Genomic DNA, 25,006 nt, shown 5'->3' on the forward strand with positions numbered 1-25,006 from the left:
CTATACGATATTGGCCAGATCGAAGATCGGGCTATACAGCATCAGGACAATGGCGCCCACCACCAGGCCGATGCCCAGCATGAGCGCCGGCTCCAGCAGGCGCCCGGCCGTGTCCACCCAGACGGCGGTTTCCTGGTCATAGAAATCGGCGATGCGCTCCATCATCTCGTCCAGATTTCCGGACGATTCGCCGGCCAGCAGCAGGCGCTGCGCGACCTCGGTACTGAGGCGGCAGTCGCGCATCACGGCCGACATCGGCCGGCCTTCGCTAACCGCTTGAATCGCCTGCGCCAGATGGCCGCGCATGGCATCCGGCAGTGAGGCTTGCGTCATGCGCATGGCGGCCAGCACGCTGACGCCGCTGCGCAGCAGCATGCCCAGGGTGCGGTACAGCCGCGCCAACTGCAAAATCCACATGCGTTCACCGATCCAGGGTGTGGCCAGCAACTTGCGGAAGGCGGCGGCGCGCATGCCGCGATGCAGCGCCAGAAAAGCCAGCAGGCCAATCGCGCCGAACAAGGTGGACCAGGCCAGCACCGTGTTATTGCGCACAAAACTGCCCCACCACTGGACGAAGCCATGCCCGCCGCGTCCCAGGGTGGCGGCGTCCTCGTAGACGGCGCTGAAGCTGGGCAGGATGTACAGCATGAGAAAGGCGATCACCAGCGAGCCGACGCCCAGCAGGATGGCGGGATAGGTGGCGGCCGCCGCCAGCTTGGCGCGCATCTCGTCGATCTGGCGCTGGTAGTGCATGAAGCGGGTGATCGCCATGCGCACGGTACCGGTGGTTTCGCTGGCGCGCACCATGGTCATATACAGCTGGGGGAAAACCGATGGCAGGGCCGCCATGGCATCGGACAGCTGCTTGCCCTGCTGCAGGCTTTGCAGCAGGCTGTCGTACACGGCGCGGTGCTGGCCGCGCTGGTCGTTACGGCCCAGGATGTCGATGGCGTCGACCAAGGTCTGTCCCGCTTCGAGCAGGGAGCAGAGCTGCTGGTTGAAGACCGCCAGATTGAATTTGGCCTGCCGCTGCAATCCGCTCCTCAAGCCACGCAGTTCCAGAATGCGCGCGCCGGAGCTTCCCACCAGCTGTCGCGCCTCGGTTTCGCTGGCCGCTTCCATCACCACGGTTTCAACCTGCAGCGCGGCGTTCACCATCTTGATTTCAAATCGCATAGGCTCCCTCAATCCCAACTGCGCACATCAGCGTTTTCCCCCTCGCCGCCTTCCGTACCGTCGCCGCCGAAAGATACGACTTCGTATTCCCTCCCCTCGGTCCCAGGCATCCGATAGCGGTAGCCAAAGCCCCAGGGATCGGGCGGTATGCGTTTCTTCAGATAGGGGCCATGCCAGTCCGGCTCATTCTGCGGCTGCACATTGAGCACTGCCAGCCCCATCGCCTCGGCCGGATAGTGGCCGGTATCGATGCGGTACTGCTCCAGCGCCTTTTGCAGCAGGTCGATCTGGGCCTGGGCTATCTGCGCGCGCGACTTGCCGATCTGCGCAAAAAACTTCGGTCCGGCATAGGCGGCCAGCAGTCCGAGAATCGCGATCACCACCAGCAGCTCCAGCAAAGTGAAGCCGTTTCTCCCAGTGGAGCCGAGCGCGCGCCTTGCGGTCTTCATGTCTGCATTCATTCCGGTTTGAAAATGAATTTCCAGTCGCGGTAGGTCTGCGCCTGGACGAAATGCGCAAGCTCCGGTGGGAAGCCGTCCTTCTTGATCGGCGCTTTGCCGGAGCGCGACACCACGCCAACCAGGAAACCATCATCATCCTTGATCTCTTCCCATGCCCCCGTGGTCATCGGGTCGCGGAAACGCTTGCGCAGATGCGGTACCTTGCGCTGCCCGCGGCCGTCGGCCAGCAGCACGTCCATATCCTTGGGCAGCTCTTTGGCCGTCCCGCTCAGATTGAAGTAGTAGCTGCGGATCGCGTTGCGGTAGGCCATGCCGGTCAACAGCAGCTCGGCTTCGCGCTCTCTTTGCTCGTTCACCAGGGTGATCTGCAAGGCGCGTACGGAGGCCAGCGTCAGCGTGGCGACCAGGAACATCACGATCAGATAGCTGAACCCCTGTTGGCGGCGCATGCGGACTACCAATCGCTCAGCAAACTGCCGTCGCGCGCGGTATTCGGCGCGCCGCTGCGCACATTGGCCACCGCCCCCAGGGTGGGGTCTTCCGGGGCGATCACCACCCAGCTCTTGGCGCTTTGCGTGAAAGGATCGACCGGCATCTTGCGCAGATAACGCGCTTTGACCAGATCGGCCAACTCATTGGGATAGTGGTTGCGGTCGGTGTAGTACTTGTCGATGGCATCGCGCAGCACGTACAGATCCTCGCGCAGCACATCCTCCTTGGCGCGGTCCAGATTGCTGAAATAACGCGGCGCGGCCAGGCTGACGATCAGGCCGACAATGGCCAGCGCCACCAGCAGCTCGATCAGGGTAAAGCCGCCGCGCCGCTTACCATTCCGCATAAGGCACCTTGTTCAACCCAGTCTGGCCGGAGCGCGAATAGATGTCGAAGACATCGTCGCCCGGCAAGGGTGCGGTGGACGGCGAGGTGGAGCTGCGCAAGCCCCACATCGCCAGCGGCTTTTGCGCCTGGTCAGGATGGAAAGGATCGCGCGGTATCCTGCGCAGGAAGTACAGCATGCGCTTCTTGGGGTCCATCTCATCCGGCACGCCGTTCATCAGCGACGCCAGGTCCGGCGGATAACCCGAATGCCCCTTCGGCACTGGAATATGGCCGCCGGCCGAGGCTTGTTTATAAGCGTCGATGGCGGCGCGGAGATCGCGCAAGGCGGTGCGCAGCTCGCGCTCCTTTTGCCGCCGCACCGTGGTCTCCACTACCGGCACGGCCACCGAAGCCAGCACCCCTAGAATGGCGGCCGACGCCAGCAGCTCGATCAGGCTGAAACCGCGCTGGCCGGACCTCATGGCGCGATCCCCAGGCGGTGCACCTGCGGCAGTCCCGGACGGCCGATGGCCAGCTGGCTGCCGATCGGCGTGGCGCTGATGACGCTGATGCCGCTGTCGGTCGCCGCCGCGCGCGGCCGGTAGCTCAGCGTCAGCAGCCGGCCGCCGCCTTTGACGCCGCCGCCGCTGGTGCTGGCGCTGACCGAGATGCGCCCGCCGGCCGCATCGACCGCCTTGCTGAAGGTGGCCTTCCCTTCCTTGCCGAAGTATTCGCCATCCTCCACGGCGAGAATCTCCAGTTCGGCCGGATTGTACGCCAGCTGCAGGGAAACCGCGCGCAGCAGCTCGGGCGCGTCGATCTTCAAGGTCAGGGCCGCCGCGCTGCCGACCTTGGCCTGGTTCGCCCCTTCCCATTGCAGCACGGGCGCATTCGGCGCGCTCGGCGGCGAGACCACGCTGTCCGGCGCGGCGGCCAGCGGCGCCATGCCGGCGCCCGCTGCCGACGCTGCCGTCGCCGGCTGCGTTTCCACGCCGCGCAGCTGCAATGGGCGGTGGCGCAGCGTCGCTTCGGTGCCGGACCAGAAAGCTTCGGCAGCCGGTTCCTTGCGCTGGATATTGCGGATCAGATGGGGCGTGATCGAAAGCACAATCTCGGTCTTGTTGCGCGAGTCGCTCTGGCTGCCAAACAGGCGCCCCAGCACCGGCAACTCGCCCACCAGCGGGACCTTGTTGGCCGAGGAGCGGTCCTGGTCGTTGATCAGGCCCGCCAAAATCTGCGTTTCGCCATCCTTCATGCGCAGGGCGCTGTTGAAATTGCGGGTGCCGATCTGGTAGGCCAGCGAGCCGCTGCTGGTTTTGACCGATGAGACCAGGGAACTGACTTCCAGCGCCAGCTTCAATCCCACTTCATCGCGCAGATGGATATCCGGCTCCACTTCCAGCTTCAGTCCCACGTCCAGGTATTGGATGTTCTCCGACACGAAGTTGGCGCTGCTGGTGGTGGTCACGACCGGCACCTTGTCGCCGATCAGGATCTTCGCTTTTTCGCGGTCGCGCACGCGGATGCGCGGATTGGCCAGCAGATTGGCGTCGCCATCGGTTTTCTGGGCGTTCAGCACCGCCGTCGGCACGGTAATGCCCAGTACATTGGAATTCAGCGATTTCAGGTCGCTGATCTTCATGGTGGCCGGCGTGCTGCCGGTGCCGCCGGGCGTTCCAGTGCCGGTGCCCGTGCTGGGGTTGACCTGCAAAGGTGCCACCGTCAACTGTCCCGGCCATTGCACGCCCAGGTTCAACAGGCGCGAGCGGTTCAGCTCCAGCACCTCCACTTCCAGCATCACCTCCGGTTCTTCCAGATCCTGAAGGCTGATCAGCTTTTCCGCCAGCACGATGGTTTCCGGGCTTTCGCGCAGAATCAGCAGATTGTATTTATCGTCCACATACACGTCCTTCAGCTTGAGGACCGTCTTCAGCATATTGGCGGCCTGCTTGGCCTCCACATTCGCCAGATAGAACGCCCGGACCATCAGATCCTGGTATTCGCGCAGCTTGGCCGGCGTGTTCGGATAGATCAGCACACTGGTGCTGTTCAGGATTTTTTTCTCCAGCTGGCTGGTCGACAGCAGGACGTCGATCGCATCGTCCAATGCCGTCTGTTTCAGCGACACCGTGACGCGCTGTTCCGGCTTGACGTCGCGGTCGAAGATGAAATTGATGCCGGTGGTGCGCGACAGCGCATCGAACACGAATTTCAGGCTGGCGTCGCGAAACTCCAGGTTGATGGGCTTGCGGTACATGACGCCCAGATTGGGCATCTGCAGCGCCTCTTTGGCCTGCAGGACGGACAAGGCGCGCTGCACCTCGCGCGCCGCCGGCAAGCCGGGCGCGCCTTGCAATGCCCGCCCCGCCAGCAGGGCCGCGCGCGCATGGTCGCCCGCATCCAGGGCTTCGCGCGCCTCCTTGGCGTCCTGCGCCGCCTGCTGGGTCTTGCGCAACTGTTCCAGGCCGGCCTGCGCCCGCGCGTTATCGCGGTCGAAGTCGAGAATGGCGCGGTAGCCTTGTTCGGCGTCGGCGAAGCGGCTTTCCGCCTGCGCCGCGGCGGCCAACGCCAGCAGCCGGTCGGTGGCCAGCTCGCGGCCGCGCAGCCAGTCCTTGCGGTACTCGACGTTATCCGGCTGCAGCGCGCTGGCCTTGCCCAAGGCATCGAGCGCGCTGGCATAGTTGCGCTGCTCCATGGCCTGCAAGCCTTCACGATGGTGGGTTTGCGCTGCGCAGCCTGCCAGCAGCAAGGACGCCAGCAGCGCGGCGCGGGACAGAATGGGAGGAATGGTGGCACTCATCTCTGGCTTAATGCTCCTGCGCCGGCAGCGGCATCAGCTGCCTGACCCCTGTCGGCAAGTGTTCGAACTCGATCTGCGTCTGTCCCACGTTCAGCACCTTATAGGTCTGCTCCAGCACCTCGCCGTTTTTCGCGATCAGCATCTGCTCGCCGTGGCCGAGATAAACCAGCTGCTGGTCGCCATCCATGAACTGGCCGACGAACTGGAAAGGCAAGGCCGGTGGCCCGGCGGGCGGCGGCGCGGCCGCCGGCAAGGTTTGGACCGGCATTGCCGCGGCGGCGGGCACCGGCGCGGCTGCTTGCCAGCCGCGCGGCGCGAAAGGATCGTTTTTGGCCGGCTCCCATAGCCCTTCCTCGCCGGTCTGGCCTGCCATCGGCGCGCCGCTATCGGCCGGCGGCGCCATGCGCGGGGATCCGGGCCGGGACTCGGCGCTGGCGATGGCCGCGCTCCCTTTTTCTTCCACCGGCCAATACATGGCCGCCACCGTCCCCGATAAGGCACTCAAAAGCACCGTCCAGCGCAACCGGCTCCGCTTATCCACGCATGCCCTTCCGGTAAAAGGCGGAGAATGCAAGATCGCAGGCCAGCGGACTGGCTGGGGCGTCGGACCGGCGGCAGCGGACGCTATCCAGGGCGGCGTTCGGCAAGCCGCTGCTGATCTCTTTCACGAAATTGCGCACTGCCGGATAGCCGGCGCTGACCGTCAGGGTGACTTTGTAGCGCAGATAGGGCTGGCGGCTGCCCTTTTCCAGCACATACGCCACTTCATCGACAGGCAATTCGGATTGCGCCGCAATGCCGTGCAGCTTGCGCACCAGCTCCGCGCTGTCGAAATCCGGCAATGGCGGCTGGCTCGCCGTGGACTGCAGCGCCGACACCGGGCGTGCCGCAGTCCGCGGCGCGGCGCGCAAGGCCTGCAGGCGCAGCGCGGCCTGCCGCGCCTCGTGGTGGTATGCCGCAAACAGGAGCGCCGCCGCCACGACCAGCAGGCTGGCCAGGAGCAGCGCGCCGACCAGCACCGGGTTCGAACGCAGCGCTCCGCGCGCATAGAATTGAAGTCGAGCCAGAAATGATGGAGCCATAGCGAACTGGTACTCAAAGCGGCATGAAATTATCAATTAGGCAAGCATACACGAATAATTTCTTGGTTGCACTTATGTTTTCAACAATTGTGCCCGGCACGCCACGCCAATAAAAACGCTGGCCAACGCCCTGCCCCGTCGGCGCAGCGTACGTTCCCGTACATACGCGGCCCCTGGCACGGCGCATGATCCTTTCCACCTGCTACCAGGTCCAACATTCATAAGGAGAGGCTCATGCAATCAACATCGTTATCCCCGGTCCTCGCTGACAGCAGCGCATCCGGCGTATCCTGGGGCGCCATCTTTGGCGGCGCCGCGGCGGCGGCGGCGCTCTCGTTCATTCTGCTGCTGCTCGGTCTCGGACTCGGCCTGTCTGCGATTTCGCCCTACTCATACAACGATGCGCCGCTGGCCGCCACGACCATCGGCTGGGTCATCTTTATGCAGCTGGCGGCATCGGCCATCGGCGGCTATGTGGCCGGCAGGCTGCGCGTGAAATGGGGCGGCGTGCACGGCGACGAGGTGCATTTCCGCGATACCGCGCATGGCCTGCTGGCCTGGGCGGTCGCCACACTGCTGACGGCCAGTCTGATGGCGGGCGGCATGCGCGCCGTCCTGCACGACGCCGCCGATAGCGCCACGGCCGTCGGCACGGTAGGCGCGGCCGCCATGGCTGCCGGCAACGCCAAGGACCGCAACGGTCCATCCTCCGGCATTCTCGACTACTACACCGATATGGCAATGCGTTCGGCTGGCAGCGCGCCGCCCACCGATAGCGAACGTGCCGAGATTGCACGCCTCATCGGCTCCGCCATTGCCGGCGGCGGCCTGCCGCCGGCTGACCGCAGCTATCTGGCCCAGATCATCGCCCGACGCTCCGCCCTGCCGCAGGCCGAAGCGGAGCGGCATGCCGATGACATCTACACCCGCGCCGCCAGCGCCACTGCCAGCGCCAAGGCCAAAGCCCTGCAAAAGGCCAACGAGGCGCGCAAGGCGGCCGCCCATTCGGCGCTGTGGATGTTCGTCGCCCTGCTGGCCGGCGCCTTTGTCGCCAGCTTGAGCGCCACCTTCGGCGGCCGTAACCGCGACCATGAGCGGGTTATGGAGCGCTCCGCCTAGGCGCCCCGCCTAGGCGCCCCGCGTAGACGCTCCACCTAAAACATTCCCTCGACAAGAAAGGAAAGAAAATGCGTTCCATTTTGCTTCTGCTGCTCGGCATTCCGCTACCGATCGTGATTCTGATTGCGCTGTTTGTGCGCTGACATGAAACAACAATGAAAAAAGGCGCCACAGCACCTTTTTTCATTGCATGGAAGCCGCTGCGCTCAGCTGCGCCCGGCCAGCTTGGCCACCACGGGCACCAAGGCGGCGGGACGGCAGCCGTAGGCGGCCAGGCGACCGGCGGCGCCGGGGGCCAGATCCAGGTCGTAGGGCATGCGGCCGGCAACGAGCCACAGCTTGTCGTGCGGCAGCGCGGCCAGCAGTTTTTGCTGACCGTCGACCAGCATGGCGTTGTAGGTCTGGACCACGATCTGCGCCGCGCCTTTGGCAAAGGCGATGGCTTCGGCCACTTCCTCTTCCTTCGCCTCGGCCGACAGGGCGTATTCGCGCACGTTCAGGCCAGCTTCCTGCAAGGCCGGCAGCATGGAGCTGCGCGGCTCTTTATTGCGTGCCAGGGCCACTTCGTCGATCTCGCTGCGCGAGCGCACTTCGATGGTCAGCAGCACGACCGGCTGCGCCGGGTCGAGCGGACGGAAGTCGCCTTGCACGCGCAGGGCTTCGGCCTGCACCTTGCGGGCCAGGGCCATTGCTTCAGGCTGCATCAGGCCTTGCGGCTTGACGGGACGTTCGCGCCACTGCTGCACGGCCTTCACTTTTTTCAGTTCCTGCACGCGGCGCGCGGCTTCGTCGATGCGCGCCAGCGGGATGCGGCCCTGCTCCACCGCTTCCAGCACGGCGTCGATGGCGGCATGCTGCTGCGCTTCGCGGTGCGAGATCAGCACGATGTCGGTGCCGGCCAGCAGGGTCGAGATGGCGCCTTGCGGAATGCCCACGCCTTCCGAAATCGCCGCCATTTCCAGGCAGTCGGAAATCACCGTGCCTTGATAGCCCATTTCGCCGCGCAGCAGGTCGGTCAGCACGGCTTTGGACAGCGTCGCCGGCACCGAGGTGTCGGCTTCGAACGCGGGGAAGACCACGTGGGCGGTCATGATGGCGTCGACGCCTTGGGCGATCGCTGCGCGGAAGGGCGCCAGCTCGACGGCGCGCAGGCGCTCCTTATCGTGCGGCACCAGGGCCATGGCGTAGTGCGAGTCGATGGCGGTGTCGCCGTGGCCGGGGAAGTGCTTGGCGGTGGCGGCGATGCCCGCCGATCTCACGCCGCGCACGGCGGCCAGGCCGTATTCGATGACGGTGGCCGGCTCTTCGCCGTAGGAGCGCACGCCGATCACGGGATTCAGGCGGTTGTTGTTCACGTCCAGCACGGGCGCCAGCAACATATTGATGCCGATCTGGCGCATTTCGTCGGCGCTGATCTGGGTCAGCTGCTCGCAGTACTGGACCGAGCCGGCCTCCTGGAAGGCCATGGCGGCCGGGATCGGCGTCACGCCCTGCTCGATGCGCATCACCATGCCGCCCTCCTGGTCGAGGGCGATCAGCAGCGGTTCGTCGCTCACTTCAGCATTGATGTCCTGCAGTTCCCGGCACAGGGCGGAGAGCTGCTCCGGCGTGTGCACATTGCGGCGGAACAGGATGACCCCGCCCACTTTCTTTTCCCGAATCAGCCGCTTGATGCCGTCATTGGCTTCCAGCGCATCGAAGCCCACCATGAACAGCTGGCCTACTTTTTCCCGCAATCCCTGCTCCATTCTTTCTTTCCTCCGTTTTGTCCCACTATGTTTGCTGAATTTGGTCTTACTCTTGCCAGGGACTGAGTCCCAGCAGTTTTTCGCCCAGCGCGGTCAGGACCGCGCGCCGGTACTTGGTTTGTTCCCAGTTGCGCGGGTCGCCGTGCAGGCTATAGCCTTCCGGCGCCAGGCGCTCGCTCCAGGAGCGGATGCGCCAGTCGCGCAAGGCCTGGTTCTCTTCCCGCGCAGGCATCATGGAGATGTATTGTGCCAGCCGCACCTTGTCCTTGGACTTGTTCTGGCGGATGCCGTGGCATAGCTTGCTGTTGAAGATCAGCAGGTCGCCCTTGGCCAGATACACGTTCACGAACTGGAATTCGCTGACGTCGGGACGATACCAGTCCCAGTTGTCCGGCTGCTCGCGCCGCCATTCGGCGTAATTGCGGTACAGCTCGGGCACACAGACAAAGCCGCCCACCTCCTCGTCCAGCTGGTCGTTCACGGCCAGCACGCCCTGCACGTTCTGCGGGTCGGTATCGGGATCGTAGTCCCAGTGCATGAAGCTCTTGAAGACAAAACCCGGTTCGGGCGGCAGATTGAAATTCATGCGGTCGATGGAAACCCACAGCTTCTCGGTTCCCCACACATCGGCAAAGGCCTGGTGCACGCGCGGGGTCTGGCGCGCATCCCATAGATACTGGTGATTATACAGTTCGATCATGCCGGCGTTAAAGCTCAGCTCCGTCTTGCGCAGCTGGGATTTGAGCGGCGGGTACCAGGTCGACGGGTCGGCCGGGTCCATCTCCTCGAACTCCCACATCAGCTTTTGCAGGCGGTCGGCATGGGCGCCATCGATGGCCTGCTTGATGACGATATAGCCGTTCTCGCGCCAGAAGCGCCAATCGGCTTCGCTCAGCACGCGCAGCGGCTCGCCGTTGGCACGGTCATTGAGGCGGAAGCTTTGCTCGCCGATGGTGGACAGATTACGCTCGCCGATACTGTTTTTATTGATTGCTTCGATGCTTTTCATACGCTCCTCCGGGGGTCTTTGCGGACATCGTATTCAAGGAAATTCAGACGGTCGAAGAACAGGTTGTAGGCATACTCAAAGCGGCCGCACACCTTGAAGCCCTTCTTCAGATAGATGCGCAGCGCCTCGCTCTGCTCCCATACCGTGAGGATGATGCGCTGGCTGCCCTTCTCGCGCGCCAAGCGCTCGATCTCGGCGAACATGGTGTTAAACAGGCCCTTGCCGCGGTATTCGCTTTCCAGCGCCAGGCTGGCGACGAAATAGTCCGATTCGTCGGAATTACGGCTGATAAATTCATCGTAGGCCTCGTCCATCGGCTTCATTTCATCGCGGTAGTAGGACACGGCCTTCACCTGGTTGAATTCGGCGATGGTGCCGCCGGTGAAAAAGCCGGTGAAGTTCTGCTCATAGTCGAACATGCCGTGGACATGCTCGATGTACTGGTCGATATTCTGCCGCCTTTGCAACTCGACCAGGGGCAGGTTCAGTTTATTGTTGAAGGAGCAGTATTCCAGGTAGCTGGTGGAAAACAGCAGGGCCGCCATGCGGTTCTTGTGCTTTTCCGCCACCACGCTGCCCGGCACGAAGTTGGCGCCGTTGCTGGTTTTGAGCAGGGGCGTGGCGATGCGCGCCGAGGATTCGCCGCATGCCAGCAGGCCGGCTAGCTGGGTGGTGGGCACCGCCTCCTCGCCCAGGCGCGACTGGCCGCGCGTGGCGCGCCAGAAGTCGCCGCGCCGTATCGCCGCGCCATTTTTCGCCATCAAGTAGGCGGAAAACAGGGTGTTGACCTTGTCCAGCTTGCGGTCGTGCGAGAGGAAGGAATAGTAATGGCAGGTTTCGGGCTGGGCGCGCAACTGCGGCGCGTAAGCCATGCGCGGCACTTCCTCGATATACGTCACCTGGCCGAGCTGCTCCAGCTCCAGGATATCGTCCAGTATCCAGTCGCGCTGCCGCAGGGCATGCATGCAGCTGTCGTAGCCGGCCTGCTCTTCGGCGCTGAGCGGCATGGGGGCGCAGGTGATCGCATCGAGCACCAGGCGCATGCCGAGCAAGCCACAGATGGTGCTTTCCTGGCGCTCGTCGTACAGCACCGAATGGTGCGCCTCCATCTCGCCGTAGCTGAGGAAGGCGTGGCCGATCTCCTTCTGCCATACGCCATATGTGGCGTCGTGCAGGGCCGAAGCGTAGTCCTTGGAACGCACCGAGGCCTTGTCGGGGATATTGCCGCTGATGATGCTGAAATTGGCCGTCATCTCGCGCACCATCTTGCGCACCGAGGCATTGCCCTTCTTCGCCACCAGCATGCCGTTTTCATCCTTGAACAGGTTCAGCCAGCTGACGGCGTACTGGCGGATTTCGCCCGATGCCGCTTCGATGCGGAAGTCCAGGTAGTCCGGTACTTCGGGCTTGGTCAGGAAGATGGTGGCCGATTTGTACGGGATGGTGTCCACGTCCAGGTACACACCGCCGTATTCGCGCAGGATCAGCAGGCGGAAGAAGTCGGCCAGATTCACGTAATAGCGCTTTTCGTGCAGCTCTTCGAGGTAGGCCAGATGCTCGGCACTGTGGCTGGCGGCCAGGGCGCGCAGGCTGCGCACCGGGTAGCGCCGCTCGCCGATGGCGTAGCTGCCCAGCGCATAGGGCGCCTCTTCCGGCTCGGCCGCGAACAAGGGATCGGCGCGCAGCTGCCCGGCATCCCACACCCACAGCACCACCTGGTAGCGGAAGGCGTTGGCCGCCTCCACCTCGTCGATGGCGCCCTGCCACTGCTCGATGGCGCTGACGGCGATCGAGGGCAGCGGGCCGCCCATCCAGATGCGGTGCATCAGCCGCTCGTCATCGTCCATCAGCTGGGTCGGAATGCCGGCCAGCGAGGAAATGCTGCGCGCATCGAACAGGCGGAAATTGGAGCGCACGAAGCGCCGCAGATCCTGCAGATGCTCGCGGTAGTTATCCTGTTGCGTCCTCAGCCAGGCGACGTCGCTCGCCATATCGATATTATTGGTCGCGCAATACAGCTCCCAGCGCTTGCAGCTCAAGAACTCCGACTTCAGGTTTTTGATCAGAATTTCATACTCAAGATCGAAATTTGTCATTCGCTTCTCGCCTCACTCAATTCTTCCACTGCCTACTGCACATCAACTGGCATAAGCCGGCGCAGGCTGCCGGGCCTCATGCCTCCTTACAAACAACAGCAAACCGATATAGATGACCAATCCCAGCGGCACATTGAACAGCGCATAGGACGAGAGCGAATAATTGAACTTCTCGCACACCAGGTTGTAGACCTCCAACCCGGCCGAGATATAGATGCAGTACAACAGGCTCATGGCCGACGAGGTCAGGCTCATGGACTCGCCGGTGGCCGTCAGCGAGATGCGCACCAGGGCGCCGTTGAACAGGCCAAAGCCGGCCGAGAACACGAACATGCAGGCGATGAACAGCAGACCGTTTTCGCGCGCCAGCCCCGCGCCGAGAAAACCGAACAGCGCCAGCGCCCCGCCCTGGCGGATCAGGCGGTTCATCGAGAAGTTCTTGTCCAGCCGCTGGATCATCACCGTGCTCAGAATGAAGCCGGAGAAGATCACGCACTGGTAGGCGATATAGGTGCCGTAGGATTCATGCATATGGCCCAGCACAATGGCCGGCGACAGGCCGATCCAGGCCGTCAGCGGCGTGATGGCGATGCCGGCGATGAAGATGCCGAACATGAACTGGCGGTTGCGGAAAATATTCAGATAGCTGCGCCGCACGGCGGCAAAGTCGAAACGCGGGGCCTCGATCTGCCCTTGCGGCATGGTGCGGTAGAGGCCCAGCCAGGTGACGACGGCCAGCGCCAGCGAGATCAGGAAGATGTATTTCCAGTGCAGGACACTGATGATGCCGCTACCCACCACGGGCCCGATCAGGGGCGCGAAGATGCCGGTATTGGACAGGATGGCCGTCAGCTTGACCGCTTCCTTGTCCTCGAACAGCTCGTGGATCATGGCGTAGCCGATGAAGATGAAGCAGGTGCCCATGCCCTGGAAGAAGCGCGCGGCCAGGAATTCGCCGATGGTCTGCGTGAATGGAATGGCCAGCGTGGCCAGGGCAAACAAGGCATTCCCGGCCAGCATGACCTTGCGCTTGCCGACGCGGTCGGCGATCGGGCCGAGGAAGATCTGCAGGCTGGCGCCGCCCAGGATGTACAGGCTCAGCGAGAGCGCGATATGGCGCGGCGCGCCCTGGTAGTCCTTCACCACCTGCAGCATGGCCGGCATGATCATGTCGTTGGACAGATAGATCGTCAGCTCGTACAGGATGAAAAACAGGGAGAAATACAGCAGCGGCCTTCTTTTTTCAAACATCTCGTCCACCTCAAGGATTTTATTGAACGGCGCAGGTCTGTTGCCTTCTGGTCTTAAACTGGCCTCAATACTAGCTTAAGTGGACTCGAATTGGTATTGTTTTTCAGTAGAAAATAAACAAGATTGTTACAAGATATTTCCGTGCTCTGACAGAAACGAAAAGGTGTTTCCTAAGGGATAAACCGTGTTCTGTAAATGTCATGTTTTTAAGAAATAGACAGGTGTGGAAAATTAGCAATATTGCCTCTGCAAAAGCACCTGCCGCCGTACAGAAGTGGTCTGCATCCCCCATCCCGTATGCTAGTATTCGGCAGCCTTCCGGCTGCCCGGCCCTGCGTTATTGCCGAGGAACAATAAAAATCAAACTTCACGCCTGAATAGAACGGAGAGAAACCAGTGAGTATTTTCAGAACGAAGAACCTAGACGATATGGTCGCGGCAAGCCGCCACCCTGGCGGTTTGAAAAAAGTGCTCGGTCCCATGGACCTGATTTTGATGGGCATCGGCGCCATTGTCGGTACGGGGATTTTCGTCCTGACCGGCACCGGCGCCCTGACGGCCGGCCCCGCCCTGACCATTTCCTTCGTCGTCGCCGCCCTCGCCTGCGGCTTTGCCGCCCTGTGCTACGCGGAATTCGCTTCCAGCGTGCCGGTGGCCGGTTCGATTTACACCTATAGCTATGCCACCATGGGCGAACTGGTGGCCTGGATGATCGGCTGGGACCTGATGCTCGAATACGGCCTCGCCACCTCGGCCGTTTCGGTCGGCTGGTCGGGCTACTTCCAATCCCTGATCGCCGGCTTCGGCCTGCACCTGCCGCCCGAGCTGACCGCCGCGCCAGGCTCGGTGCCCGGCGTGCACACCCTGTTCAACCTGCCCGCCTTCCTCATCATGATGGTGCTGACGGCCATGCTGTCCTGGGGCATCCGCGAATCGGCGCGCATGAACAACGTCATGGTGGCGATCAAGGTCGGCGTGGTGCTGCTGTTCATCGTGGTCGGCGCGCGCCATGTGCAGCCGGTCAACTGGCAGCCCTTCATGCCCTTCGGCTATACCGGCGTGCTGAGCGCCGCGGCCGTGGTCTTCTTCGCCTTCATCGGCTTCGACGCCGTGACCTCGGCGGCGGAAGAAGTGAAGCGCCCGGAACGCGATCTGCCGATCGGCATCATCGGCTCGCTGGGCGCCTGCACCGTGCTGTACGTGATCGTGTCGGCCATCATGACCGGCATCGTGCCTTACCAGAAATTCCTCGGCGTCGACCATCCGGTCTCGCTGGCCCTGAAGTACGCGGGCGAAAACTGGGTGGCCGGCTTCGTCGACCTGGGCGCGATCCTGGGCATGACCACTGTGATCCTGGTGATGGCGTATGGCCAGACCCGCATCATTTTCGCCATGTCGCGCGACGGCCTGCTGCCGCGCAAGCTGTCCTCCATCCATCCGACGCACAGCACCCCTTACTTCGCCACCTGGGTGGTCGGCATCATCTTCGGCCTGATCGCCGCCGTGGTGCCGCTGAACGTGCTCAGTGAGCTGATCAATATCGGCACCCTGGCCGCTTTCAGCCTGGTGTCGATCGCCGTGATCGTGCTGCGCAAGAAGCGTCCCGACCTGAAGCGCGGCTTCCGCTGCCCGGCCGTACCGGTGATTCCGCTGCTGGCCGTGGCCTTCTGCTTCGTGCTGATGGCCTACCTGAGCTTGACCACCTGGATCGCCTTTGGCATCTGGCTGGCGATCGGCCTGGTGGTCTACTTCGGCTACGCGCGCCATCGCTCGCTGCTGAATAAGTCCTGATTCCCGAGCGGCTTACCCCGCCCGCACAAGCCCACGCCACCGGCGTGGGCTTTTTTTAGCTCCGCGGTTTTGACGGCAGTTTTAAAACAAGGTGCGCTGGCGGCTGACCAGCGCACTGAAATCGTCGCGCAGGAAAGGCAGGATGGCATCGGCCACCGGCTGCAACTGGCGACTCAGATAATGTTCGTAGTCGATGGGCGAGCGCCGGGTTTCCAGCGGCTCCGGCCCGGCGGTGGTGATCACATAACGTATCCAGCCGCCGTTCTGGTATTGCAGCGGCCGGCCCTGGCGCTGATTGAACTCGTCGGCGATGCGGGCGGCGCGCACATGGGGCGGCACATTGCGCTGATACTCTTCCAGCGGCCGGCGCAGGCGCTTGCGGTAGACCAGCATCTCGTCGAATTCGCCGGACACGGTGCGTTCCACGTAATCGCGCACATAGTCACGGTATGGTTCGCCCTTGAAGATGCGCTCGTACAGATCGCGCTGGAATTGCTGGGCCAGCGGCGTCCAGTCGGTGCGCACCGTTTCCAGTCCCTTGTAGACGATGTCGTCGCTGCCGTCGGCGCGCGCGATCAGGCCCGCGTAGCGCTTCTTGCTGCCCTCTTCCGAACCGCGGATGGTGGGCATGAGGAAGCGCCGGTAATGCGCCTCGTACTCCAGCTCCAGCGCATTCTCCAGGCCGAACTCCTCACGCAGGTGCTGGTCCCACCAGCCGTTCACATGGCGCACCAGCTGGTGGCCGATTTTTTCCGCCTCGGCTTCTTCATGCGCCGATTTAAGCCAGACGAAAGTGGAGTCGGTATCGCCGTAAATCACCTGGTAGCCCTGCGCCTCGATCAGCTCGCGCGTGCGGTGCATGATTTCGTGGCCGCGCATGGTGATCGACGAGGCCAGGCGCGGATCGAAGAAGCGGCAACCGCTCGATCCCAGCACGCCGTAAAATGCGTTCATGATGATTTTCAGCGCCTGCGACAAGGGCGCGTTCTTTTCGCGCTTGGCGGCGTCGCGCCCCTGCCAGATCTGGCGCACGATAGCGGGCAAGCAATGCTTCTCGCGCGAGAAACGGGCGCCGCGAAAACCCGGCACCGTCGCGGCGGGATCGGTATCGCGCAGGCCTTCCACCAACCCCACCGGGTCAATCAGGAAGGTACGGATGATGGAGGGGTACAGGCTTTTATAGTCGAGCACCAGCACCGAGTCGTACAGGCCGGAACGCGAGTCCATGACGAAACCACCTGGACTGTTTTCGCCCACCACATCGCCCAGATTCGGCGCCACATGGCCCAGGCGGTGCATCATCGGCATGTACAGATGCTCGAATGCGGCCACCGAACCGCCCATGCGGTCGGCCGCCAGCCCGGTCATGCTGGCGCGCTCCAGCAGGAAGGACAGCAACTCGGTCTTGGCGAAGATGCGCGTCACCAGCTCGCAGTCCTTCAGGTTGTAGCGAGCCAGGGCCGGCTTATCGTGGTGGAAGCGGCGCTCGATCTCGGCCATGCGCTGGTAGGGATTGTCGATGGACTTGCCCTCGCCCAGCAGGGTTTGCGCCACCGATTCCAGGCTGAAGGACGGGAAATTCCAGGTGGCCGAGCGCAGCGCCTCGATGCCGTCGATGATCAGGCGGCCCGCCGCCGCCGCGAAGAAATGCTCGTGGCGCGCGTGCTCGCGCCATTCCAATTCGCCGCCGTCGCGGCCCAGCAGCAGCGGCACCTTCACCTGCTCGGCGTGACGCAGCAGCACGCGCAAATCGAACTGCACCAGATTCCAGCCGATGATGGCGTCTGGATCGTGGCGCGCCATCCAGGCGTTCAGGCGCTCCAGCATCTGCGCGTGGCTGCTGCAGTATTCGAGATCGAAATCCACCTCCTCCGCATTCTCGGCGCGCTGGCCCAGCATATACACCTGGCGCTGGCCGCAGCCTTCCAGCGCGATCGAATACAGGCTGCCATGGGGCGAAGTCTCGATATCGAGCGACACCAGGCGCAAGGTGGGACGGTAATCCGGCGATGGCTTGAGCGGCGCCTGCAGCGCGATGGCGCCATCGTCGCCGGCCTCGCCTTCGAAGCTGACCGGGGCCGTAATGAAGCGCTCCATCAGATAGCGCTCCGGCGGCCGGATATCGGCCTCGTAAACGTCGATGCCGGCCTGGCGCAAGCGCTTTTCCAGCTTCAGCAGATGGCGGTACTTGGCGCAGTAAAGGCCCAGCACCGGCCGGTGCTGGAAGTCGCTCAGCGCCAGCGGCCGCAGCTCGCATCCGCGCTCGCCGCGCAACAAGGCTTGCGCCGCCTCCTGCTGCTCGGCAGGGATGAAGGCCACCGACGTTTGCGGCGGCAAACGGACGTGGCGCGGCCCCTGGTCTGTAGCTAGCCAGAACTCGACCTGCGTGCCGGCGGACGTATCGCGCCAATGGCGGGTCAAAAGAAAACCTTGCTGTGCTTGAACCAAGTGCGGCCTCTGAGTCTGTGTCGGCCGCTATTTTATAGCTCCTTGCCACTGCGCGTGTTGCGCTAGCCGCTAGCCTGCCCACCCAACGCCGCCAGCGGCAAACCCGCGCCCCAGGCGGCGGCCAACGCCCCCGCGTCGCCCAGCTCTTTGCCCGCCCTTTCGTTGCGGAGACGGCAAGCCTCGGCATCGGTGTCGAACAGGGCGCGCGCAAAGACGCGGCCCTGGTTGGTAATCGCAGCGGTCTTGGCGCTGCGCGCCTGGGTGAACACTGCCAACGCCGATGCCAGATCGTCTTGCGTGGCCGGCAGGTATGCCGCCAGGTGCCAGGCATCTTCCAGCGCCTGGCAGGCGCCCTGGCCCGAGGTCGGCAAGGGAGCGTGGGCGGCGTCGCCGATCAGCAGCACCGTGCCGCGGTGCCAGACCGGCAGCGGATCATGGTCGTACACATGGATTTTGCGGATGCCATTTGCCGGCGTGCTGCGGATAATCCTGCCCACCTGCGATGGCCAAGCCTGAAAACACTGCTCGACAAACTCGCGCGCAATAGGACCATCCTCCTCCGCCACGGCCTGCACCTGCGCCCCGGCCCAATACACCTTGTTCCGGTTCACGGTCACGCAGCCAAAGCGTTCGCCCTGCCCCCAATAGTCGAAAACGGCGATTTCATCGACCAGGGGCGAGCTGGCTTCGGCCACGCCAATCCAGTTCACAAAGCCCTGGTACACGGGCGCATTCTCGCCAGCCACATACAGCCGGGCCACCGAATTTTTACGGCCATCGGCGCCGATCACCAGATCGGGGCAAGTGCTCTGGCCATTGGCAAAGTGCACCGTAGCCCGGCCATTGGCGCCGTCCTCGATCCGCACGGCATCGCAGCCATAAGCCACCTCGATCCCGCGCGCGGCCAATTGTTCCAGCAACAGCGCCTGCAAATCATGGCGCAGAATTGCGTAGGCCGGATAGCCCATCAACTGCGCCAGTGGTTCGATATCGACGTGACCCAGGGACATGCCTGCCTGGTCGCTGCGATACATGCGGTTCAAGCGGCCGCCCAGCGCCGCCACCCTTGGCAGCAGTCCCAATTCCGCCAATACAAAGCTGGCGTTCGGCCACAGCACCACACCGGCCCCCATGGTCGCCGGGCCAGGCCTGCGCTCATACACGCGGACCCGGTGGCCTTGCCGCGACAGCATCAGCGCAGCGCTCGCGCCGGCTACGCCAGCGCCCAGAATTGCAATATCCATTTGCCTCTCCTTGAAAAAATGTGCAGGCCCGGATCATAAATTACGACCTTAAATGGCATTAATATGCAAAACTGGCATTCTTTATTACCAAAAATGGGATGATGATGCGCGCGAAGCTCGATTTGAATACGGTGCGGGTCTTTGTGACCGTGGTCGATCAGGGCAGTTTTGCCGGCGCGGCGCGCAAGCTGGATCTACCTGCATCGAACGTCAGCCGCCATGTGGCGCAACTGGAGGCCAGTCTCGGCGCGCGCCTGCTGGAACGCAGCACGCGCCAGCTGCGCATGACCGAAGCGGGCAGGCTGCTGCACCAGCGCGCCAGTCCCATGCTCGATACGCTGGAACTGACCGCCGCCGAATTGAGCCAGCAGCAAAGCGAGTTGCGCGGCCCGCTCAAGCTTTGCCTGCCCAGCGAGATGGGACCGCGCCTGCTGGGTGCCGTGGTGGCGGAATTTGCCAGCCTGCATCCGCATATCGACATCAGTTGCGATACCAGCTTGAGCGGCGTGGATGCGCTGCGCGGAGATATCGACCTGGCCATTGTCGTCAGCCGTGGGCAGCTCGACGACAGCAGCTTGATCCTACGGTCCTTGGCCCGCCTGCCCAGTGCGGTCGTAGCCGCGCCGCAGCTGGTAGCGCAATACGGCCTTCCGACTACCACGCAGCAGCTCAAGGAGCTGCCCTGCATCACCACACTCAGCGCCCTGAAAGGACAGCCGTGGCAGTTTGAGGATGGCCAGGGGGGCCTGCGCAAGCTCGCCGTCAAAAGCCGTTACCGCGTCAACAGCGGAGAAATGGCGGGCAACGCGGCGCTGCAAGGACTGGGCTTTGCGATTTTGGCCGAAACGGCCTGCCAGGCGGCGCTGGCGGACGGCCGCTTGCTGCGCGTGCCACTGGAGCTGCGTCCCGCGCCGCTGGATCTGCTGGCGGCCTACACCAGCCGCCACTATGTCAGCGCAAAAATCCGCGCCTTGCTGGATTTGATGCAGCGGCGCCTGGCGACGACCGGCGCGCTGGTGCAAGGCCCGCAGCCGGCATAGGCAGGCCGCAGCTGCAGCTCACCGTACCGGCGTCCGTCCTGGCACGGCGGCCGGCTGCGCACCCTGTCCCAGCACCAGCCACAGGGCCAGCGCAATCAGACTGCCGCCGCCCAGATGCGCCCACGAGATCTGCTCGCCCAGGAACAGCACGCCCCACAGCACGCCGAATGGCGGAATCAGGAAAGTCACCGTCAGCGAGCGCAATGGACCGATGTCGGCGATGAGCCGGAAGTAGATGATATAGGCCCAGGCGGTACAGATCAGGCCCAGCGCCGCCAGCGCCAGCCAGACCATGTCGCCGCCCCAGCTGGCTGGCGGCGAGAAGGCGGCCGAGACGCCGAAGAAAGGCATCAGAACCAGGCAGGCGCCCAGTTGGCTGCCGCAGGCGACCAGCTTCGGATCGAGTCCGCCACGCTCGGTAATCCAGCGCTTGGTCAGGAAGCCCGCCATGCCGTAGCAGGCTGTCGCCACCAGGCAGGCCAAGGCGCCCAGCAAGATCGCGGCGCTGAAGGCAATCGGCCCCACCGCCGCCAGCAAGGCCACGCCGGCCAGTCCGGCCGCGACGCCCAGCCCCTTTCTGACGCTGATCGCCTCGCCAAAGAAGAGCGCTCCGATCACGACACCCATCAGCGGCGTGGTGGCGTTGAAGATGGCGGAATACCCGGCCGGCAGCAGGCTGGCGGCCAGGCCGTACATCAGGAAAGGCACGCCGGAGTTGATGACGCCCAGCGCCAGCGCGGCGCCGAACTTGTTCTTGAAGTCCCAGCTTTGGCGCAAGGCCGCCAAAATCACGACCAGGCCGAGGGAGCTCAAAAGCACGCGGAAGAAGGCGGTGGGCAGCGCGCCAAGCACCGGTGCGACAATGCGCATGAACAGGAAACTGCCGCCCCAGATGGCGGCAAGCAGGAACAGGCGGGCATAGTCGCTCGGTTTCATCGGCGCTCTTTCATCATGAATGCCGACGGCGCCGCATCCAGCGCTGTCGGTCTGTGTTTTCTGTTAACATGATTTCAGCATGACACCCCGCACCGCGCAAACGATAAATGCTTTCCAGCTTTAGGATTTCTAACTTATCGCATGATCGTGACCTTGAGCTGCACCAGCGGCTTTGCCATGCAATGGCTGATGCCGCGCCTTGCCGATTTCGAGGTGCGCGAGCCGGAGGTGGACGTGCGCATCAACAGCACCAACCGTCTGGTCAATCTGCTGCTGGACGGCATGATGAGCACCGCGCCGACTGGGCCATATGGCTGCGCGCGGCCGGCGCGACAGGTGCCGACGCCGCCAGCGGCACGGTGTTTGTCAATTCCAATGGCGCGATCGAAGCGGCCGTGGCGGGGCGCGGCGTAGCCCTGGTGCAGCCGCACAAGCGCCGCTTCCATCAATGGCTGACGGCGCAAGCGCGCACTGCCCGCAACGAGTTTGCGCCGGAGCGGGAACCTGTTTAAGTCCCGCTGGCGCAAAGAAGTTTATTTCGCCATCGGCGCGAGCTGTTCCAGGATCGCATGCGCGGCCTTGATGCGGGCCGGATTCGGGTACACCTTATTCGCCAGCATCACGATGCCGATTTTTTTACCCGGCACGAACAGCGCGTATGCACCAAAGCCGCCGGTGGAACCGGTCTTGTTGAACAGGGTCATGGCTGGCGCCACGGCAGGCGACGCAATGCGCTTGACCGGCTTGGCTTCGCGCACCATGGCGCTGGAATTGCCGTCCAACAGACGTTCCAGGCTCACCGGATAGGGATACTGTTCCCATCCCAGACCCTGCACCATGGCGCCAGCTTCGAAATAGCCGACGTGGGTGCCATCCACCGCGCGCCGCGCCGCCGCATCCAGCTGGCTTGGATCGATATTGGCCTGCAGGTAGCGGATCATATCGGCCGCCGTCGATTTGATGCCGTAGGCTTCAGCGTCGAAGGCGCCGGGGTTCACGCGCACCGGCTTGTTGTCCTTGTTGTAGCCCCAGGCATAGCTGGCCTTGGCCGCATCCGGCACATGGATATAGGTGGAGCGCAGACCAAGCTTGGGCAGGAGCTGCTTTTCCATGGCGTCGGCGTAATCGCTCTTCAGCGCGGCCGCTACGGCATGGCCGAACAGGCCGATGCTGGGATTGGAATAGTTGCGCTGCACGCCGGGCGCGGCATCGGGCTTCCACTGCTTGAAGTAGGCCGTTTCCTGGTTCCTGCTGTCGAATTTGTCGGGGAACTGCAAAGGCAGGCCGCCGGCGGTATAGGTGGCCAGGTGCAGCAGGCTGGCCTTGTCGACCGCGCTGCCTTTCAGATCGTGCAGGTATTTTCCCGGGTGCTCGTCGAAGGACAGCTTGCCCTGCGCCTGGGCGTAAGCTCCCAGTGTGCCGGTAAAGGTCTTGCTGATGGAACCCAGCTCGAACAGGGTGTTCTCCGTGACCGGCGTGTTCTGCTCGCGCGAAGCCAGGCCGTAGTTGATGAAGACCGGCTGGCCGCCGATGGTCACGGCGACCGCCATGCCGGGAACGTCGAATTCTGCCATCACGGGGCGGATGGCGCTATCGACGATGGCGCGGATCTGCGCGGCCTGGTCGTCGGCCCAGCTGCTGGCGGGCAGCAGGCAGGCGGCCATGAGGGCGAAGGTCTTGCAGGAACGGAGTTTCAAGATATGGTCCTTTCTAGTGCGTTAAAACATGTGCTTAAAGCGTTTCCAGCTGCGCTGGCAATTGATTCAGCACGGCGGCGCGCAGGCGCGGGCCGGCTGCTCCTTCCTCCTCCTTCTGGTCCTGAACCAGATAGGCGAATACGATCGTGCGGCTGCCCTTGGCGGCCCAGCCCACAAACCAGCCGTAGGCGCGCGTCTTGTCTTCCTTGCCGTCGGCCTTGACCGGGTAGCCGGTGCCGGTCTTGCCATACACTTCCCAACCGTTGGAGAAGGAGGCCAGCTTCAGCAGGCGGGCGCTCATTTCATAGGCCTGCGGCTGCAACGGCAGCTCACGCCGTGCCATGCGGCGCAGGAAGGCAATCTGCTCGTCTCCCGAAATTTTGAGAGAGGAGTTGATCCAGGCGTAGCCCAGGCCATTGTCCGCGCCGGCGTCGCCGGAGACGTCGCGGTTGCCGTAGCCGAAGGCTTCGATATAGCGCTGGAAGCGCGCCGCGCCCAGCTGCCGCGTCACCTGCTGCGCATACCAGACGGACGAGTACTTGATCCAGCCGGTGGGGTCGAGATCCTGGCGCCATTCGGGAATCCAGGCTGGATAACCTTCCTTGAACGGCAGCACGGGCGTATGCGCGTCGCGCAGGAAACCGCTGTCATAGCCCATCAGGCTGACGGCGATATTGAAGGTGGAAGCAGGCGTCACGCGCGCTTCGCACTGCCCTTCGCGCTGCAGCACGCGGCCGCTGGCCGCATCCATCAGCTGTATGCAGCGGATGGTATTCAGCGCCGCCAGATCCGGCGCGACATTGCCGGCCAGCGCAGATTGCAGGGCGAAGTTGCCCGCTGCCAGCCCCGCCAGCGCGGCCACGCCAGCCCAACGCGTCCAGCGGCTGCGCAACACGCTGCCCGGCTGGCGGATCAAGGCCAGGCGCGAGGCCAGCGTGGCCGCGTCGATGCTGCCGAAGGCCAGCGCCATTTCCGGTGGACGCGCTTGCAGCTTGAGCTGGGCCAGCAGCGCGGCGGCATACACCTTGCGCTGCGCCGCGGGACGACCGCGCAGCACGTCGCGGTCGCAGCCCAGCTCCTGCGCCCAGCCCAAGCTGGCGCGCAGCAGACGCATAAAGGGGTTGAACCACAACAGGGTTTGCAGCACGAGGCCCAGCGTCATCCACTGCAGGTCGCGGCGGCGCAAATGCGTCAGCTCGTGCTCGACGATCATCTGCTGCTGCATGGGATCGAATTCACGCAAATGGCGCGGCAACAGCAGGCGTGGACGCATGGGACCCAGCAGCATGGGCGAGATCGGCGCATCCACCTCGATGACCTGGGCGCGGTTGGCGCGCGCCAGCTCGCTGCCGAAGCCTGCGTGCGCGGCGCAATCCGGCAAGCCATGGCCGCTGCCAGCAAGCCGGTTCAGCATGCGCTGGCCATGCAGCAGGCGGCCCAAGGTATACACCAGGCCAAGCAGATAGACCGCCAGCCAGGCATAGGCGGCCAGATTCAGCCAGGGGCGTTCATCGCGCTGCGTCTGGGTCAGCGGCGCCACGGGCTGCGACGGCACGGCTGCCGGCGCGGCGGGCGCCAGGTAATGCGAAACCGTCTCGGTCGCGCCTTCGATCGGCAGCAGCAGGCGTACCCGCTCGCTGTGCGGCAGCAGGATCAGTACAAAGGTGCCGATCACGGTCAGTTGTCCCAGCAGCCAGATCGAGCGCTGGGCAGCCAGCGCGGGCAGATAGCGGCGCAGCAGCGCGCTCAGTCCCCACACGCTCAGGCCCGCCAGCAGGCAGCCCAGGCTGGCCAGCAGGAAGCGCAGCAGCACAAGGTCGAAGGAAGTCACTGCTGCGGCTCCTCATCGTCCGGCCACGCGTTCAGCATCTGTTCCAGCTGCGCCAGTTCCTGCGCATCCACCAGCTTACTGCCGGTGAACATATTCACGGGCAGCGGCGTATCCATTTCCATCACGCGCCGGCCGAAGTCGCGCGCGAAGGCGGCCAGGGTGCCGACTTTTTCCAGGCGCGCCGCGTAGACCTGTACGCCGTGGCGCACCTCCTGCTCCACCATCTCCTTTTCCAGCATGCGCTCCAGCGTCTTGCGGGTCGAGGAGAAGGACCAGCCAAGTTCTCGCTCAACTTCCAGATGGATCTCGCGCGCGCTGAGCGGGTGGCGCTTCCACAGTGCTTTCAGCACGCAGAGTTCAGTGGTCGAGGGGACAGCCATGGGAATTTCCTGAATTGTGACGATGATGGCGAGTATGCGACATTTGTCACAATACTGTCAAGAAGCGCACGCAACAGC

The 25,006-nt window shown here is 63.7% G+C and carries 22 protein-coding genes and 1 pseudogene; 4 read left to right on the forward strand and 19 right to left on the reverse strand.

The annotated features are described in order from the left end of the window. From FHS03_RS22825 to FHS03_RS22860, 8 genes are read right to left on the reverse strand one after another with little or no spacing between them, the layout of a single operon-like run. Positions 1–1,176: a type II secretion system F family protein gene (locus tag FHS03_RS22825; protein WP_183443225.1), complete on the reverse strand. Its 1,176-nt coding sequence runs from the start codon at positions 1,174–1,176 to the stop codon at positions 1–3. Between the two features lie 8 nt (positions 1,177–1,184). Beyond that, complete coding sequence (gene gspG, locus FHS03_RS22830; RefSeq protein WP_183443226.1) at positions 1,185–1,625, reverse strand: type II secretion system major pseudopilin GspG; 441 nt, start codon at positions 1,623–1,625, stop codon at positions 1,185–1,187. A gap of 8 nt (positions 1,626–1,633) precedes the next feature. Further along, positions 1,634–2,086: a type II secretion system protein gene (locus FHS03_RS22835; RefSeq protein ID WP_183443227.1), complete on the reverse strand. Its 453-nt coding sequence runs from the start codon at positions 2,084–2,086 to the stop codon at positions 1,634–1,636. 5 nt (positions 2,087–2,091) lie between these two features. Next, a complete protein-coding gene (locus tag FHS03_RS22840; RefSeq protein WP_183443228.1) occupies positions 2,092–2,475 on the reverse strand; it encodes a type II secretion system protein in 384 nt (127 codons plus the stop codon). Beyond that, the gene (locus FHS03_RS22845; protein WP_183443229.1) at positions 2,462–2,938 is read right to left on the reverse strand and encodes a type II secretion system protein; all 477 of its coding nucleotides are present in this window, start codon (positions 2,936–2,938) and stop codon (positions 2,462–2,464) included. Before FHS03_RS22845 ends, FHS03_RS22840 begins: the two co-directional genes overlap by 14 nt. After that, on the reverse strand, positions 2,935–5,256 hold the full coding sequence (locus tag FHS03_RS22850) for a secretin GspD/PilQ domain-containing protein (RefSeq protein ID WP_183443230.1): 2,322 nt from the start codon (positions 5,254–5,256) through the stop codon (positions 2,935–2,937). Before FHS03_RS22850 ends, FHS03_RS22845 begins: the two co-directional genes overlap by 4 nt. A 7-nt stretch (positions 5,257–5,263) precedes the next feature. Then, a complete protein-coding gene (locus FHS03_RS22855; RefSeq protein WP_183443231.1) occupies positions 5,264–5,761 on the reverse strand; it encodes a hypothetical protein in 498 nt (165 codons plus the stop codon). A gap of 28 nt (positions 5,762–5,789) precedes the next feature. Further along, positions 5,790–6,338 carry a hypothetical protein gene (locus tag FHS03_RS22860; RefSeq protein WP_183443232.1) on the reverse strand — a complete coding sequence of 183 codons (549 nt, stop codon included), beginning with the start codon at positions 6,336–6,338 and terminating at the stop codon, positions 5,790–5,792. Between the two features lie 234 nt (positions 6,339–6,572). Between FHS03_RS22860 and FHS03_RS22865 the strand changes: the two genes are divergently transcribed. After that, positions 6,573–7,457 carry a hypothetical protein gene (locus FHS03_RS22865; protein ID WP_183443233.1) on the forward strand — a complete coding sequence of 295 codons (885 nt, stop codon included), beginning with the start codon at positions 6,573–6,575 and terminating at the stop codon, positions 7,455–7,457. Between the two features lie 206 nt (positions 7,458–7,663). Here FHS03_RS22865 and nagZ read toward each other — a convergent pair whose 3' ends face one another. Genes nagZ through FHS03_RS22885 form a run of 4 tightly spaced genes read right to left on the reverse strand, consistent with a single transcriptional unit; the run spans position 7,664 to position 13,561 of the window. Next, complete coding sequence (gene nagZ / locus FHS03_RS22870) at positions 7,664–9,205, reverse strand: beta-N-acetylhexosaminidase (protein ID WP_183443234.1); 1,542 nt, start codon at positions 9,203–9,205, stop codon at positions 7,664–7,666. A 46-nt stretch (positions 9,206–9,251) separates the two neighbouring features. After that, positions 9,252–10,214 carry a phytanoyl-CoA dioxygenase family protein gene (locus tag FHS03_RS22875; protein ID WP_183443235.1) on the reverse strand — a complete coding sequence of 321 codons (963 nt, stop codon included), beginning with the start codon at positions 10,212–10,214 and terminating at the stop codon, positions 9,252–9,254. Next, a complete protein-coding gene (locus FHS03_RS22880; protein WP_183443236.1) occupies positions 10,211–12,310 on the reverse strand; it encodes a GNAT family N-acetyltransferase in 2,100 nt (699 codons plus the stop codon). The genes FHS03_RS22875 and FHS03_RS22880 overlap by 4 nt, the downstream gene beginning before the upstream one ends. 42 nt (positions 12,311–12,352) lie before the next feature. Next, positions 12,353–13,561: an MFS transporter gene (locus tag FHS03_RS22885; protein ID WP_183443237.1), complete on the reverse strand. Its 1,209-nt coding sequence runs from the start codon at positions 13,559–13,561 to the stop codon at positions 12,353–12,355. A 396-nt stretch (positions 13,562–13,957) separates the two neighbouring features. Between FHS03_RS22885 and bcaP the strand changes: the two genes are divergently transcribed. Then, the gene (bcaP, locus tag FHS03_RS22890; protein WP_371871759.1) at positions 13,958–15,352 is read left to right on the forward strand and encodes a branched-chain amino acid transporter BcaP; all 1,395 of its coding nucleotides are present in this window, start codon (positions 13,958–13,960) and stop codon (positions 15,350–15,352) included. A gap of 81 nt (positions 15,353–15,433) precedes the next feature. Here the strand turns inward: bcaP and FHS03_RS22895 are convergent, their stop codons facing one another. Beyond that, positions 15,434–17,800, reverse strand: a complete 2,367-nt coding sequence (locus FHS03_RS22895) for a DNA polymerase II (protein ID WP_183443238.1) — start codon at positions 17,798–17,800, stop codon at positions 15,434–15,436. Between the two features lie 62 nt (positions 17,801–17,862). Beyond that, positions 17,863–19,044, reverse strand: a complete 1,182-nt coding sequence (locus FHS03_RS22900) for an FAD-dependent oxidoreductase (RefSeq protein ID WP_183443239.1) — start codon at positions 19,042–19,044, stop codon at positions 17,863–17,865. Positions 19,045–19,148: 104 nt separating this feature from the next. Between FHS03_RS22900 and FHS03_RS22905 the strand changes: the two genes are divergently transcribed. Then, entirely contained in the window at positions 19,149–20,084 is a 936-nt protein-coding gene (locus tag FHS03_RS22905; protein WP_183443286.1) for a LysR family transcriptional regulator, read from the forward strand. 18 nt (positions 20,085–20,102) lie between these two features. Here the strand turns inward: FHS03_RS22905 and FHS03_RS22910 are convergent, their stop codons facing one another. After that, the gene (locus FHS03_RS22910; protein ID WP_183443240.1) at positions 20,103–21,020 is read right to left on the reverse strand and encodes a DMT family transporter; all 918 of its coding nucleotides are present in this window, start codon (positions 21,018–21,020) and stop codon (positions 20,103–20,105) included. Positions 21,021–21,161: 141 nt separating this feature from the next. On the opposite strand from FHS03_RS22910, the gene FHS03_RS22915 reads away from it, so the two are divergent. Then, positions 21,162–21,434, forward strand: a complete 273-nt coding sequence (locus FHS03_RS22915) for a LysR substrate-binding domain-containing protein (RefSeq protein ID WP_221208234.1) — start codon at positions 21,162–21,164, stop codon at positions 21,432–21,434. Between the two features lie 119 nt (positions 21,435–21,553). Here the strand turns inward: FHS03_RS22915 and ampC are convergent, their stop codons facing one another. The 4 genes and pseudogenes from ampC to FHS03_RS22930 form a co-directional block, all read right to left on the reverse strand. Further along, the gene (gene ampC, locus FHS03_RS22920) at positions 21,554–22,684 is read right to left on the reverse strand and encodes a class C beta-lactamase (protein ID WP_183443287.1); all 1,131 of its coding nucleotides are present in this window, start codon (positions 22,682–22,684) and stop codon (positions 21,554–21,556) included. A 67-nt stretch (positions 22,685–22,751) separates the two neighbouring features. Beyond that, complete coding sequence (gene blaOXA, locus FHS03_RS28675; protein ID WP_371871763.1) at positions 22,752–23,540, reverse strand: class D beta-lactamase; 789 nt, start codon at positions 23,538–23,540, stop codon at positions 22,752–22,754. 105 nt (positions 23,541–23,645) lie between these two features. Beyond that, positions 23,646–24,548, reverse strand: a pseudogene (locus FHS03_RS28680) (M56 family metallopeptidase); the annotation flags it as partial. Beyond that, a complete protein-coding gene (locus tag FHS03_RS22930; RefSeq protein WP_183443242.1) occupies positions 24,545–24,928 on the reverse strand; it encodes a BlaI/MecI/CopY family transcriptional regulator in 384 nt (127 codons plus the stop codon). The gene FHS03_RS22930 and the pseudogene FHS03_RS28680, both read right to left, overlap by 4 nt. Positions 24,929–25,006 lie beyond the last annotated feature (78 nt).

It is taken from the genome of Pseudoduganella violacea (genome assembly GCF_014191875.1).
GTDB lineage: Bacteria > Pseudomonadota > Gammaproteobacteria > Burkholderiales > Burkholderiaceae_D > Rugamonas > Rugamonas violacea_A.

Bases quoted from the DNA above. Each gene is read 5' to 3' on its own strand.
- nagZ (WP_183443234.1), bottom strand. From the start codon at position 9,205: ATGGAGCAGGGATTGCGGGAAAAAGTAGGCCAGCTGTTCATGGTGGGC.
- FHS03_RS22835 (WP_183443227.1), bottom strand. From the start codon at position 2,086: ATGCGCCGCCAACAGGGGTTCAGCTATCTGATCGTGATGTTCCTGGTC.
- FHS03_RS22850 (WP_183443230.1), bottom strand. From the start codon at position 5,256: ATGAGTGCCACCATTCCTCCCATTCTGTCCCGCGCCGCGCTGCTGGCG.
- FHS03_RS22875 (WP_183443235.1), bottom strand. From the start codon at position 10,214: ATGAAAAGCATCGAAGCAATCAATAAAAACAGTATCGGCGAGCGTAAT.
- FHS03_RS22845 (WP_183443229.1), bottom strand. From the start codon at position 2,938: ATGAGGTCCGGCCAGCGCGGTTTCAGCCTGATCGAGCTGCTGGCGTCG.
- FHS03_RS22900 (WP_183443239.1), bottom strand. From the start codon at position 19,044: ATGGATATTGCAATTCTGGGCGCTGGCGTAGCCGGCGCGAGCGCTGCG.
- FHS03_RS22865 (WP_183443233.1), top strand. From the start codon at position 6,573: ATGCAATCAACATCGTTATCCCCGGTCCTCGCTGACAGCAGCGCATCC.
- FHS03_RS22840 (WP_183443228.1), bottom strand. From the start codon at position 2,475: ATGCGGAATGGTAAGCGGCGCGGCGGCTTTACCCTGATCGAGCTGCTG.
- FHS03_RS22905 (WP_183443286.1), top strand. From the start codon at position 19,149: ATGCGCGCGAAGCTCGATTTGAATACGGTGCGGGTCTTTGTGACCGTG.
- FHS03_RS22930 (WP_183443242.1), bottom strand. From the start codon at position 24,928: ATGGCTGTCCCCTCGACCACTGAACTCTGCGTGCTGAAAGCACTGTGG.
- FHS03_RS22860 (WP_183443232.1), bottom strand. From the start codon at position 6,338: ATGGCTCCATCATTTCTGGCTCGACTTCAATTCTATGCGCGCGGAGCG.
- FHS03_RS22825 (WP_183443225.1), bottom strand. From the start codon at position 1,176: ATGCGATTTGAAATCAAGATGGTGAACGCCGCGCTGCAGGTTGAAACC.
- FHS03_RS22910 (WP_183443240.1), bottom strand. From the start codon at position 21,020: ATGAAACCGAGCGACTATGCCCGCCTGTTCCTGCTTGCCGCCATCTGG.
- FHS03_RS22915 (WP_221208234.1), top strand. From the start codon at position 21,162: ATGATCGTGACCTTGAGCTGCACCAGCGGCTTTGCCATGCAATGGCTG.
- FHS03_RS22880 (WP_183443236.1), bottom strand. From the start codon at position 12,310: ATGACAAATTTCGATCTTGAGTATGAAATTCTGATCAAAAACCTGAAG.
- ampC (WP_183443287.1), bottom strand. From the start codon at position 22,684: ATGGCCGCCTGCCTGCTGCCCGCCAGCAGCTGGGCCGACGACCAGGCC.
- FHS03_RS22885 (WP_183443237.1), bottom strand. From the start codon at position 13,561: ATGTTTGAAAAAAGAAGGCCGCTGCTGTATTTCTCCCTGTTTTTCATC.
- gspG (WP_183443226.1), bottom strand. From the start codon at position 1,625: ATGAAGACCGCAAGGCGCGCGCTCGGCTCCACTGGGAGAAACGGCTTC.